The following is a 14,393-nucleotide window of genomic DNA, read 5'->3' on the forward strand; positions in this document are numbered from 1 at the left end:
TTTGCCATTTGGAACTCTCCTGTAAGTTTTAATCATGCCTGTGGGTTCCGCTTAACAATGGGTTTTACATAATCACCACCTTCAGGGTCTGTAATCAACATCCAATTGACGCCCTTCGCGAGCCGCTTTTTTATCCTGCGCAATGCCCAAGGCAATGCCAATAGCCATGCCAGCGCCAATCCCAACACCCAAGGTCCCCACATGATCAGTCAGCTTTCCCCAAATAATACCAACAGGCACACCGAAAATCACCATTCCAAGCACCATCCATATGTGCCGATAATAGCCCTTTGGCACCAGTTTCAACTCTTTCTCCAACAGCTTAATGATTGCTTTTTGGGAAACATAGATCTGCTTTTTAAGCCCCACCCTGTTATCAATTGCATTATTTACCAGCTGAATATTGTCGTTCACATACTCAACAACAACAGATGGCAACTCCCGCTTTTGCAGCTCTATGACCAACTTTTGAAACTGGCGATAGCGTAAATACTCTTTGGGAGGAATCAATTCCGGCTGAATTTCAATCAAGTTAATTATTCTCATTTCTATCTAATTTACATGCAGAATACAAAGGGGATAAAAGCTTTATGGCAATACTCCCCTATTCCATAGCTCAATTATGTCATGTTCAATCAAGAAAACAGCACAACATCTGCTAAAGTAGAAGTCAAGCTTGATTAATTAACAACCTAACTAAAAGCCAGTTTCAGACTTTAACACTCCAACCATGTCAAATAATCGATCACCAAAAACCAATCGATTTTTACAAGCAAAACTCCAATTATGAATGGTAAAGTTATCAAATTGATACACTTATAAAAACAGATGAAGCCAGAAAAGTTCCCTGTGACGTTCAGACACTGATAACTCAAAATCCCTGCCTGGAACGGGCAAAATATTAAACCCGTAGTGCAGCGTGTTCAATCAAAAAAGGCTCGAACCACTATGATTCGAACCTTTCTGCATTTAATTTCTAAACACCAGTTTATTGTCGACACTATCAATTAATATAGTGGAATTTGGCTGCACCTCACCACCTAGAATCTTCTTCGACAACTCATTAAGAACCAATCGTTGAATAACCCGCTTTACAGGACGCGCACCAAATTGCGGCTCGTAGCCCTGAATGGCCAGGTAATCCAAGGCAGCCGGACTTACCTCAATATTCATCTGCTTTTTAGCCAGCATCTTTTTCAGAGCATTCATTTGCAGCTCTACCACCGATTTTACCTCGTTCATATCCAAAGGCGTAAACATCACCACCTCATCAATACGGTTCAGGAATTCGGGCCTGATGCTTTGCTTTAGCAATGCCAATACCTCACGCTTCGTCTCTTCAACAATGGTCATGCGCTCATTCATATCAATGCCTTCCAGCTTATTTTGAATGATGTGAGCACCCATATTAGAGGTCATAATGATGATGGTGTTTTTAAAGTCGGCTACACGTCCTTTATTATCTGTTAAACGCCCTTCATCGAGCACTTGCAGAAGAATATTGAAGGTATCGGGATGCGCCTTCTCTATTTCATCAAGCAAAACCACCGAGTAGGGTTTTCGCCGCACCGCTTCGGTCAACTGACCTCCTTCGTCGTAGCCTACATATCCGGGAGGCGCTCCCACTAAACGACTCACCGCATGGCGCTCCTGGTATTCACTCATATCAATACGCGTCAGGGCATTCTCATCATTAAACAGATAATCGGCCAGGGTTTTAGCCAGCTCTGTTTTTCCAACACCAGTTGTTCCTAAAAACAGAAATGAACCAATAGGACGACGACTATCCTGCAGATCGGCCCGCGAGCGACGCACTGCATCCGACACCACCTCAATGGCCTCTTCCTGCCCTATCACACGCTTATGCAACTCGTCCTCAAGCCGCAATAGCTTCTCACGCTCGCTACTCAACATTTTCGACACAGGTATACCAGTCCATCGGGCCACCACTTCCGCAATATCCTCACTGTCTACTTCTTCTTTTATCAGCGCATTCTCCTGATTGTTCTTAAGCGTTTCCTGCGCGCGCTCCAACTTCTCTTCTTCCTCTTTTATTTTTCCATAGCGCAATTCAGCTACCAAACCGAAGTTACCATCACGCTCTGCTTTATCTGCTTCCTGCTTAAACTGATCGATGCGGGTTTTAATGGCCTGCACCTCCTCTGCCGCCCCACGCTCCGACTCCCATTTGGCAAAAATACTATTGCGCTGCTCCTTAATATCAGCCAGCTCCTTTTTTATCTGACCAATCTTCACCTTATCATTTTCACGCTTAATGGCCTCCAGCTCAATTTCCATCTGCATAATTCGTCGGTCCAGCACATCCAGTTCTTCGGGCTTAGAGTTCATTTCCAAGCGTAGCTTTGAGGCTGCTTCATCCATCAAATCAATGGCCTTATCGGGTAAAAAGCGATCGCTGATATACCGATGCGACAGCTCAACAGCCGCAATTATGGCTCCGTCTTTAATGCGCACCTTATGGTGCTTTTCGTACCGATCTTTGATGCCTCGCAATATAGATATTGCACTCTCTTTATCGGGCTCGTTCACCATTACCTTTTGGAAACGACGCTCAAGAGCCTTGTCCTTTTCAAAGTACTTTTGAAACTCATCCAAAGTTGTGGCACCAATAGCTCGCAACTCACCTCTAGCCAAGGCTGGTTTTAAAATATTGGCCGCATCCATAGCCCCCTGTCCACCACCAGCTCCAACCAGTGTATGAATCTCATCAATAAACAACACTATACGGCCTTCTTCGGCAACCACCTCTTTCACTACAGCTTTGAGGCGCTCCTCAAACTCTCCTTTGTACTTGGCGCCTGCAATCAGCGCCCCCATATCCAGCGAATAGATTATTTTATCCTTCAAATTTTCGGGCACATCACCCCTTACCAACCGGTGCGCCAAACCTTCAGCAATCGCCGTTTTACCGGTTCCGGGTTCACCAACCAACATCGGATTATTCTTCGTCCTTCTCGATAATATTTGAAGAATCCGGCGAATCTCGTCATCGCGCCCAATAACGGGATCCAGCTTTCCATCATTTGCCAATTTATTGAGGTTTCGGGCGTATTTTTCGAGCGACTGGTAGGTTTCTTCCTGCGACTGAGAGGTTACATTCTTACCTTTTCGCAGCTCATTAATTGCCAGTTTTAAATCATTCTGAGTAATGCCATTATCTTTCATTAAACGAGATGCCTCATCACCAGCTTCCAGCATTGCCAAAAGTAGATGCTCGATGGATACATACTCGTCTTTCATTTTTTTGGCCTTACCATTGGCTTCATTAAGCGTTGCACCCGCTTTGCGGGAAAGCATTATATCACCCCCCTGAACTTTTGGGAAGCTCTGTAAAATGCTGTCCAGCGTTTGTTGAAAAACAGCAGTATTTACACTTAATTTACTTAGTAAGAAAGGAAGCACATTTTCATCAACCAAAAATATGCCTTTTAAGATATGCGCATTCTCAATTTGCTGATGCTGCATACTTTGGGCAATCTGCTGCGCCTGCTGCACAGCTTCTTGCGACTTGATGGTATAGTTATTAAAGTTCATTGTCTCATTTTTTATAACCTGAGAGCTTCAAATCTTGTGCCCCAGCAATCAATTGGTCAGTCTGTCCAGTTCTCCTCCCAACAACAAGTCAATATGTCTGATTTATCTTGATTTTAATGTCATTATTGCAGATGCTGTTAACATCAAAAACCATTATAACTGCAATAGGAGCCCATTTTCATGAAGGAATACTTCTATACCTATGCCACTCTTTACTTAGATAGAAAGCACATCTCTTTCCTTTTATAGATAGCGCTACTTTTTGACCGGTATTCAATTTGTTCTATTTCAACCCAATTACCCACCGATCAGCCCGAACACTGGCTAATCCAATCAAAAATAAGCCAGAATACCATTACCCGCTATAAGCATTTATAAAAATACGCCCAAAAAGCTTTCTACGAACAACTCCCTACAAGCACCACTATCTATCATTAACAGAATATCAACCTGATAATATCGAATTGAAAGTAATCAACCTACATACTCTTTCATTATAAAACAAAACATACAAAAATTGCTTTAATATTAATTCAATGTTATTAAATATTAAAAAAAATGATTTTCGTCATAAAGTTTAGTAACGGACATAAAAATTTAACTAAATTTGATACAAGATTCCCCGATGAGCAACTACACCACAACGGAATCAAAATACAAACAGACCATTACCCTTTATGCCTATGAGCTATTTAAAGTTTGATAAAACCCAACTGGTCAACACTGAATATTCATTAAAGAGAGAGTTTATTCACACTAACCGTGCCGGTTCCTTTGCCAGTTCAACTATTATCAACTGTAACACCCGAAAATACCACGGACTCTTAATCTGCCCCATTGATACATTTAATGGCGATAATCATGTGCTACTCTCGTCGCTTGATGAAACAATTATTCAGCATGGTTATGAGTTTAATTTAGGTATTCATAAATACCCGGGCACCTACAGTCCTAATGGACACAAATATGTTTATGAGTATGAGCTGGATCCCAACCCGGCCATTACTTATCGTGTAGGCAGCCTGTTATTAAAAAAAGAACTACTGCTCGTTGAAAAGGAGCAACGTATTTTGGTTAGGTACACGCTGCTGACGAATAATTCCCCGGTTACCATCCGCCTTCAACCCTTTTTAGCATTTAGAAACATCCACGCCCTAACCAGAGCCAACATGGATGCGAATACCAAAGCTAAATCAATTGAAAATGGGATTGCTTTGCGGCTTTATCAGGACTTCCCCAGACTATACTTGCAAACTTCCCGGGAATCTGAATTTGTTCATGTTCCAGATTGGTATTACGACATTGAATACAGCGAAGAAAAAGAACGCGGCTATGCCTGCAATGAAGATTTGTACGTGCCCGGATACTTTGAACTATCGCTCAAAAAAGGAGCACCTGTAGTTTTTGCTGCGGGAACAAAGCAAGTATCACCGCAAACTTTAATCAGGCAATTCAATTCTGAATTAAAAAAACGAATTAAACGAGATAGTTTTGAAAGCTGTTTGGATAACTCTGCCGAACAATCAATCGCCAGAAAAGGCAAGCAGGTCACCATCATCAATGGCTTTCCCTTTTTAAGCCATAGTGAGCGAAATACCTATCTCTCTATTCCGGGCCTCTGCCTGGCCCGAAACGATGAAAAAACGTTTCTGGAGGTTTTAAACACCTCCGCCCAAACACTCATCAATCGTTTTTCCCCCGATAAAACCATCAACAATGATAAAACCTCTGTTGATGTGCCGCTCTGGTTTTTCTGGACACTCCAGAAGTACATGGAGCATGGAGCTTCGCCAAAGGAAGTATGGCTCAAATATAAAAAAGTCATCAAAGCCATACTTCAGCACTACAAGCACGGCTCTAATCTGGCTATCGAGCTGCATGACAATGGCTTGCTTTGGACCAGCCAGAAGGGCGTAACCTGGATGAAAGCACGCAACAACGGCACCTTTCTGCAGCAGCGCATGGGCTACGTTGTTGAAGTAAATGCCCTTTGGTACAATGCCATTAACCTGGCTATTGAACTGGCCGCAACTACAAACGACAAAGCTTTTATGAAAGAGTGGCGCGAATGGCCCGATAAGATAAAGGATAGTTTCAATAAGGTATTTTGGGATGATGAGCTAGGCTACCTGGCCGACTATGCTATTGAAGGATACACCAGCTGGAGCATCCGCCCCAACATGCTTTTTGCAGTTTCCCTCCCTTATTCGTGCATGCATGAAGAACAGAAAAAATTAATATTGGATAAAATCAAAAGAGACCTTGTAACACCACGTGGACTCCGAACCCTTTCCCCTAACAATCAGGATTATCTGGGCATTATCTTTGGGAACGAGTATGAACGCAACCGGGCCTTTCACAACGGCTCCGTATTTCCCTGGCTATTTGGCCACTATGCTGAAGCGTATCTCAGCTTATACAAACTATCTGGTGTGGCTCACATACAGAAACTACAAGCTGGTTTTGAAGAATGTGTTAACGAACATGGCATTGGTGCTATTTCGCAGATTTACGATGGCAACCCACCACACAAACCTAACGAAGCTACCTCGTATGCACTGAGTGTTGCAGAAATCATTCGGGTTGGCAAAATGATTAAAAACCTAACAAAAGCAGTCGACGCATGAAAGTATTGATGTTTGGGTGGGAATTCCCCCCTCATATATCTGGTGGATTAGGCACAGCCTGCTATGGCCTGACCAAAGGCCTGGCAAAAATTAACGACCTGGATATTGTATTTGTAGTCCCTAAAGCATACGGTGATGAGGATCAGAGTAAAATGCAGCTGGTTGGAGCCAATAACACGCATATAAAACAAGTTCAGGAACACATTAGTAAGTTCAAAAGTAAGCACACTTACCTTGAAGTTGAGTCGCAATTAATTCCTTATAACGATCCGGATGAATACTACACCTTCAGAGAGGCTGATCTTTACCACCAAAACAAACTCTTTAAAGTCAATAAAGAAGGAAAACTGGAGTTTTCAGGAAAGTATGGGGCCAACTTAATTGAAGAAATTTACAAATATGCCTACGTGGCTTCATCGATAAGCATGGAGTATGACCACGACATTATTCATGCTCACGACTGGCTATGCTATCCGGCAGGTATTGCGGCTAAAGAAGTATCGGGCAAGCCGCTGGTTGTGCACGTTCATGCCACCGATTTTGATCGCAGTGGAGGAAGCGTAAACCCCAAAGTTTATGAAATAGAAAAGCGGGGCATGGATGCCGCTGACAAAATTATTGCCGTAAGCAACCTTACCCGCAATATTGTTATCGATAAATACGGACAAGATCCTGCAAAAGTTGAGACGGTTTACAACGCCGTTGAGCCAGTATCGTTTGAACAAAAGCAGATCAGCAAAAAAGGCGTGAAAGAGAAAGTGGTAACTTTTTTGGGCCGAATCACCATGCAAAAGGGCCCAGAGTATTTTGTTGAGGCAGCCAACGCGGTACTGAAAAAAACAGACAATGTTAGGTTTGTTATGGCAGGCAGTGGCGATATGCTCGAAAAGATGGTAGCAAGAGCCGCCGAACTGGGGATTTCAGACCGCTTTCATTTTACCGGCTTTTTAAAGGGAGATGATGTATTCAAAATGTTTGAGATAAGTGATGTTTACGTAATGCCGTCTGTATCGGAACCTTTTGGTATTTCGCCTCTGGAAGCTATGCAGTCCAATGTACCTGTTATCATCTCCAAACAATCGGGTGTTTCTGAAATTCTCACGCATGCCATAAAAGTCGACTACTGGGACATTGACGCCTTGGCAGACGCCATCTATGGCATTATAAAATACGACTCACTATCCGGCATTTTTAAAGAAAAAGGCAAAGAGGAAGTTGATAATTTGAAATGGACCAGTGCCGCCCGGCATGTGCATCGGGTTTATAGTGCAGTGATTAACCAAATCCTTTAATCCCAAAACTTGTAAAACATGAAGTCAATTTGCTTATATTTTCAAATTCACCACCCACTACGACTAAAACGGTACCGTTTTTTCGATATTGGAAACGACCATTACTATTACGATGATTACACCAATGAATCAATCATCAACAAAATAGTGAAAGAATGCTACTTACCCAGTAACCAGATACTGCTCGAACTCATTCAGGCCAATAAAGATAAGTTTAAGGTGAGCTTTTCCATTTCGGGCGTCACACTAAATCTGTTTGAAAGATATACGCCCGAAATAATTGACAGTTTTAAGCAACTGGCCGATACTGGCTGCGTTGAGTTTTTGGCCGAAACTTTTTCCCATTCGCTGTCCTGCCTGAAAAACCAAACCGAATTCAAAGCTCAGGTTAAGGCCCACAGCCAGTATATTAACGACCTGTTCGGACAAGCGCCGAAAGTTTTCAGAAATACTGAGCTCATCTATTCAGATAACATTGGCCATGCGGTAGCCGAAATGGGCTACAAAGGGATGGTAACCGAAGGTGCCAAACACATACTTGGCTGGAAAAGCCCGAACTACCTCTACTGCAACGCCCTCAACCCCAAACTTAAGCTTTTAATGCGAAACTATTCGCTCAGTGACGATATAGCTTTTCGCTTTTCGGATCAAAGCTGGAGCGAGTGGCCTTTAACAAGCGAAAAGTTTGCCGGATGGCTTAACGAGCTTGATATCAAAGAAGACATCGCTAATGTTTTTATGGATTACGCCACTTTTGGCGAGCACCAGAAAAAGGAATCTGGCATCTTTGAATTTCTTAAAAACCTTCCGGCAGCCGTTCTCCAGCTTGGCACTTTTAAATTTACAACGCCATCTGAAGCCATCAAAGAGTATCAGCCCATCGCCGTAGCACACGTGCCTCACGCTATTTCGTGGGCCAACGAAGAACGGGATATATCGGCATGGACGGGCAATGCCTTACAGCAAGAAGCAATTGCCAAACTCTATGAACTCAGAAACGATGTGGCTGCTATAAATAATGAACGCATTAATAAAGACTGGTATTACCTGCAGTCCAGCGAGCATTTTTTCTATATGCGCACCAACTCCATGCCCGATGGGAACAGAAATTCCTCACTCAACCCTTTTAGTTCTCCTTACGATGCCTTTATCAATTACATGAACGTGCTTAGCGATTATAAGAATCGAATTTTCAGCTTAAAAGAGGAGCATGATCATGCCGCCGAATATAAAAATGAACTGAACAAAAAGGATCAGCTTATTAAGCAATACGAAAATGAAATCAGCTTGCTGAGAAAGCAGATATATCAACATTAAAGAGGCAAGCCTTTATACGGCCCCTCAAGTATAAACTACACTAATACAATTTAAATAATTGCGTATGAAAAAAATAAAGCCAACCCCGGATTTTATTTTTGAAGTAAGCTGGGAAGTTTGTAACAAAGTAGGAGGAATTCATACGGTAATTTCTACAAAATCATTATCACTTAAAGAAACCTTTAAGGATAATATCATATACATTGGACCGGACTTTAACGACAAAGAAAACAGCAATAAGGAATTTAAAGAGGACAGCTCACTGTTTCCTGACTGGAAACAAAAAGCCGGAGCTCTTGGAATCCCGGTGCGCATTGGCCGCTGGCAAATTCCGGGCGAGCCCATTGTTATGCTTATTGACTTTAAGCCACTTTTGAAAAATAAAGATGCCTTTTATACCAAGATGTGGGAAGTCTATCGTCTGGAATCACTTTATGGCGCCGACGACTACCATGAGCCGGCCATCTTTGGTTATGCGGCCGGACAAATTATTGAAAGTTTCGTTAAAGAACATTTCTCCGTCAGGGAAAAGGTAGTGGCCCACTTTCATGAGTGGATGACTGGTGCCGGGTGCTTATACATCGAGCATCACATGCCGGAAATCGCAACTATCTTCACAACCCACGCCACCATGCTGGGCCGTGTTTTAGCCAGTAACAACGAGCCTTTATACGATAAACTGCATGAGTTTAACGTCCAACAAAAAACCATTCAATATAATGTTTCGGCCAAGTGCTCACTTGAGAAAAAAGCAGCCATAGCAGCCGACTGCCTTACCACTGTAAGTGAAATTACTGCAAAAGAGTGCAACCAATTCTATGGCAAAATGGTGGACGTTGTCTTACCCAATGGATTTGAAGACAATTTTGTGCCAGCGCCCGAAGACCTCACTTCAAAGCGTAAAGCATCAAGAGCAATTCTGAAAGATGTGGCTGAAACATTGCTGGGCTATAAATTAGCTGAAGACACTCTTTTGCTGGGCACCAGCGGCCGCTACGAGTTTAAAAACAAGGGCCTCGATATTCTGCTCGATGTATTGGCACACATTAACCACGACAGAATGCAGGAGCGCGAAATAGTAGCCTTCTTTTTTATTCCTGCCGACCAGCGGGGACCGCGCAAAGATCTGATTGAACAACTGACGGCCAATAAAAAGAACGAAACATTAGTAACTCCGTTCATCACCCATTATTTAGGCAATGTCGATCACGATCCGATACTAAATAAAATTAAAGCATTAGGCTTTAGTAACCAAGGCAGAGAAAAGGTTAAAGTAATTTTCGTTCCCACTTACCTTACCGGTCAGGATGGAATCTTCAATAAGTCCTATTACGATCTGCTATGTGGCCTTGATCTAACTGTATTTCCGTCCTATTACGAACCTTGGGGTTACACACCCATGGAAAGCATAGCCTTTGGTGTGCCAACCATCACCACCTCACTTGCCGGCTTTGGCAACTGGGTTACTCAGACCGAGCAAAATGGCAATGGCGGTGTTGAAGTTTTCGACCGCAGCGATGCCAATGCGCGCGAAGTAATCGACAACATTGCGCATTACATTCAACAATTTTGCCAACGCTCAGAAAAGGAACATCTTACTTACAGGGAGAATGCGCATAAAATTGCACAAAAAGCCCTGTGGAAGAACTTTATCGGCCATTACTTTAAGGCCTACGAATATGCAATAAGAAACAGCCAGAACAGAGGCACTGACAAGCATGAGATTAAGCACCTTAAAGTCGCTAAAAGCAATGAGCTCCAATGGCGTAAGCTGGTGGTTGAATCCAATCTGCCCGAGGAACTTCTCGGACTTGAGGAGCTATCGAAAAACCTCTGGTGGTGCTGGAACTACCAGGCTATTGATTTATTTAAATCCATCGATCCGGATTTGTGGATAAAAGTAAAACGAAACCCCATCATATTATTGAAGTCCATCAGCAGCTCGCGACTGAGCGAACTGGAAAAGGACACTGAGTTTCTTGAGAATTACCAGACTGTTTATAAGCAGTTTAAAGATTACATGGCCATTAAACCTAAAGAACATGACCCGCAAATCGCATATTTCAGTATGGAATATGGGCTGAGCGACAACCTAAAAATATATTCCGGTGGTTTAGGAATATTGGCCGGCGACTACCTCAAAGAAGCTAGCGACTCCAATGTCAACATGGTTGCTTTTGGCTTTATGTATAAGTATGGCTATTTCACACAGCGTCTATCGCTTAATGGCGAGCAACTGGTTGAGCTAAACGCCCAAAAATTTTCATTCCTCCCCATTTCGCTTGTGCGCGACGAGGCGGGCGTGCCCAAAACCATCAACTTCCACCTGGAAGGGCGCACTGTAAAAGCTTTGATTTGGGAAGTGCATGTGGGACGCATCAAACTCTTCCTGCTCGACACCGATACCGAAATGAATAATGAGCAAGACCGCACCATTACGCATCAATTATATGGTGGCGATTGGGATAACCGCATTAAGCAGGAAATACTGCTGGGCATTGGCGGCATCAGAGCGCTTGATGAGCTCAATATAGAACCGGACCTATACCACTGCAACGAAGGCCACGCAGCACTTACAAATGTGGAACGTTTACGACAGCTAATCAGCGATAGCTTTAGCTACGATGAAGCATTGGAAATAGTAAGAGCCTCATCATTATTTACAACCCATACACCCGTGCCCGCAGGCCACGACACATTTACGCCAGAAATGATACGCCATTACCTCTATTACATCCCTGAAGAATTGGGGATAAGCTGGGAGAAATTTCTGGCGCTGGGGCGTGCCAACCCACTCGACTCTAAAGAGAAGTTCTCCATGAGTAACCTGGCGGCCCATACCTCCGTTGCGATGAATGGCGTGAGCTGGTTGCATGGAAAAATATCGCAGGAAATGTTCAACAACCTGTACGATGGGTACTTTCCTGAAGAGCTGCACATTGGTTATGTAACCAACGGGGTGCACTATCCCACCTGGACCGCCAAAGAGTGGCGCATCTTGTATGAAAGTGAGTTCGATAAAAACTTCATCAACGACTTGTCGAATAAAACCTACTGGGAAAAGATCCATGAAGTACCTGACGAACTGGTATGGGCCATAAAAAACCAGCTTCGCAAACAATTAATCGACTATACCAAAGAACGGTTTCACCGCAGCTGGATCAGGCGCTTTGAAGACCCCAAAAGGCTGGTATCTATCATCGATTCGATTGATGAAAATACTTTAACAATAGGGTTTGCCAGACGGTTTGCGACCTACAAAAGAGCCCACTTATTGTTTAGCGACATTAAGCGCTTGTCGCAAATCCTTAACAACCCCGAAAAACCGGTTCAGTTTATTTTTGCCGGTAAAGCACACCCAGCCGATAAAGCCGGTCAGGATCTCATCAAACTGATTGTGGATGTGTCGCGACGGCCCGAATTTGTAGGAAAAATCCTCTTCCTGGAAAACTACGATATGGAGTTGGGACAAAAACTCGTTAAAGGGGTAGATATCTGGATGAACACCCCTACCCGTCCGCTCGAAGCATCGGGCACCTCCGGCGAAAAAGCCGTGATGAACGGTGTGATGAATTTCAGTGTGTTAGATGGATGGTGGCTCGAAGGCTATCGGAAAGGAGCCGGCTGGGCCTTAACCGAAAAACGTACCTACGAAAATCAGGACTTCCAGAATGAGTTAGATGCACAAACCATTTATTCGATGCTCGAAAATGAGATCATTCCTTTGTTTTACAAGCGCGATGAGCACAACATTCCGAATGACTGGGTTAAATATATTAAAAACTGCATTGCAGAAATAGCGCCCGACTACACAACCAAGCGCATGATGGACGACTACAAAGAGCGGTTCTATACCCCTATGTTTAATCGGGTGAAAAAAATGCGCCAAAGGGATTATGAAATGGCCAGAGAGCTGGCCAACTGGAAACAGAGAGTACTCTCTTCGTGGGATAAAATTGATGTTGTTTCGGTAGATGCCCCAAGCACTCCAAAGCATAAATACTTGGCAGGCGAGGCGTATCATATGGAAGTAGCCCTTGATTTAAAAGACTTGATAAACGAACACATATGCATCGAATTAGTCATCCGCAACTCTGCTGAAAGTCTGGAAACTGGCCCCATCACCACCAAGCGCTTCGAACAGGTTCGAAAAGTTGATACACTGGCCTTTTACGAATTAGATTTGGAACTGGAAGACCCTGGCATTTTCGATTTTGGGTTACGCGTTTTTGCCTGCAATGCATTATTACCGCATCGACAGGATTTCAACTATGTCAAATGGATTTAAACAGAACACTAAGGTGGCCCTCGGGTCACCTTTATTTATGCTTACGCACCTACTTCCAATTTTAGACCTTAGGCTCCATCATTTCATACTTATTACTACCACAGCTTGCTGCATTGGTTTACATGTGCTTAAAACCTCACTCTCGCTTCAAGCACTACAAATCTCTGCCATCTCATCTGTTAATTGCCCCTATTGTTATATCTTTGGACACTAATATAAAGTTGGGATGTGAAAAAAGAATTGAAAGAAGTGATAGATGAGGAGCAATTTGACTCCATCGTTTTGTACCGCTTGCCATACCAGAATGACTGCAAGATCATTTTGGGCACCAGTGAAGAAATAGTGAATGGCATAAACGGCTTACACCTAAGGAGCGATGGATTTGTTTTTGAGCCTTTTGATAACACCAGCTGTAATGGCATTTTTATCGATAGCCTGTTCTCAGCCACATTTCAAAAAATACCCGCAGATCAAAAGGAACTGATTAGTGACCTATTTATTACATCATCAGTTTCAGACAGTGTTTATGAAGATGACTACCAGTCGTATTTGAGCAATTTCAACAAAATGCACGATGCACTTGATAACGATAAACTTTCAAAAGTCATCCTCTCGCGGGCGCTCAAAGGGCCACAAATTAAAAAAAATCACATCGTCGATATATTCGAAAATTTGGCGGCCAAATATCCGCATGCCTTTGTATATGCCATCAGTTCGCCAGATAAAGGAACCTGGATTGGGGCCGGCCCCGAACTATTGCTGAAAAACCAAAGCGGCAACCTGTCGACTGTTTCGTTAGCTGGTACATTACCGAACGAAGACCAATACCGGTGGACAGGTAAAGAAATAACTGAGCAACTGTTTGTTACTGAATACATCGAAAATGTATTACTGCATCACCAGGCTCAGAACATTGAGTACAGCCAGCCCAAATCAGTAAATGCAGGTCAGGTAAAGCATCTGTGCACCAATTTTCGTTTTGGCCTAAGTGAAATAAATGGCAATCACATCGGCCTCTTGTACGATCTACACCCCACTCCTGCCGTGTGCGGCTTACCAAAAGAAGAGGCTTATCAGTTAATACTGGAAACAGAAAAACACGACCGCCAATTCTACTCGGGCTTTCTAGGTCCGGTTACAAAGGGCAGCTATGAGTTTTATGTAAACATACGTTGCCTGAAGGTAACAGAAGACCAATGCGTACTGTTTATTGGTGGTGGTTTAACCAAAGATAGCGAAGCAAAAAAAGAGTGGCTTGAAACAGAGCTTAAGGCCCAAACACTTCTGTCGGTTTTAAGAAATATTTAATTTATG

General features: G+C 43.2%; 7 protein-coding genes. 5 read left to right on the forward strand and 2 right to left on the reverse strand.

Going from position 1 to position 14,393, the window contains the following annotated elements:
* Positions 1–81: 81 nt before the first annotated feature.
* Both ACSX1H_RS14880 and clpB read right to left on the reverse strand, forming a co-directional pair.
* On the reverse strand, positions 82–546 hold the full coding sequence (locus ACSX1H_RS14880; protein ID WP_439185017.1) for a hypothetical protein: 465 nt from the start codon (positions 544–546) through the stop codon (positions 82–84).
* A 423-nt stretch (positions 547–969) separates the two neighbouring features.
* Positions 970–3,555 (reverse strand): ATP-dependent chaperone ClpB, encoded by a 2,586-nt coding sequence (clpB, locus tag ACSX1H_RS14885; RefSeq protein ID WP_439185018.1) that lies wholly within the window; start codon positions 3,553–3,555, stop codon positions 970–972.
* Positions 3,556–4,238: 683 nt separating this feature from the next.
* Between clpB and ACSX1H_RS14890 the strand changes: the two genes are divergently transcribed.
* The 5 genes from ACSX1H_RS14890 (at position 4,239) to ACSX1H_RS14910 (ending at position 14,387) form a co-directional block, all read left to right on the forward strand.
* On the forward strand, positions 4,239–6,182 hold the full coding sequence (locus tag ACSX1H_RS14890) for a glycogen debranching enzyme N-terminal domain-containing protein (protein WP_439185019.1): 1,944 nt from the start codon (positions 4,239–4,241) through the stop codon (positions 6,180–6,182).
* Entirely contained in the window at positions 6,179–7,474 is a 1,296-nt protein-coding gene (locus ACSX1H_RS14895; protein WP_439185020.1) for a glycosyltransferase family 4 protein, read from the forward strand. Before ACSX1H_RS14890 ends, ACSX1H_RS14895 begins: the two co-directional genes overlap by 4 nt.
* Positions 7,475–7,492: 18 nt before the next feature.
* Positions 7,493–8,791: a glycoside hydrolase family 57 protein gene (locus ACSX1H_RS14900; RefSeq protein ID WP_439185021.1), complete on the forward strand. Its 1,299-nt coding sequence runs from the start codon at positions 7,493–7,495 to the stop codon at positions 8,789–8,791.
* A 64-nt stretch (positions 8,792–8,855) separates the two neighbouring features.
* The gene (gene glgP / locus ACSX1H_RS14905; RefSeq protein WP_439185022.1) at positions 8,856–13,079 is read left to right on the forward strand and encodes an alpha-glucan family phosphorylase; all 4,224 of its coding nucleotides are present in this window, start codon (positions 8,856–8,858) and stop codon (positions 13,077–13,079) included.
* A gap of 228 nt (positions 13,080–13,307) precedes the next feature.
* A complete protein-coding gene (locus ACSX1H_RS14910; RefSeq protein WP_439185023.1) occupies positions 13,308–14,387 on the forward strand; it encodes an isochorismate synthase in 1,080 nt (359 codons plus the stop codon).
* Positions 14,388–14,393 lie beyond the last annotated feature (6 nt).

Source organism: Carboxylicivirga taeanensis (genome assembly GCF_051851475.1).
Lineage (GTDB): Bacteria > Bacteroidota > Bacteroidia > Bacteroidales > Marinilabiliaceae > Carboxylicivirga > Carboxylicivirga taeanensis.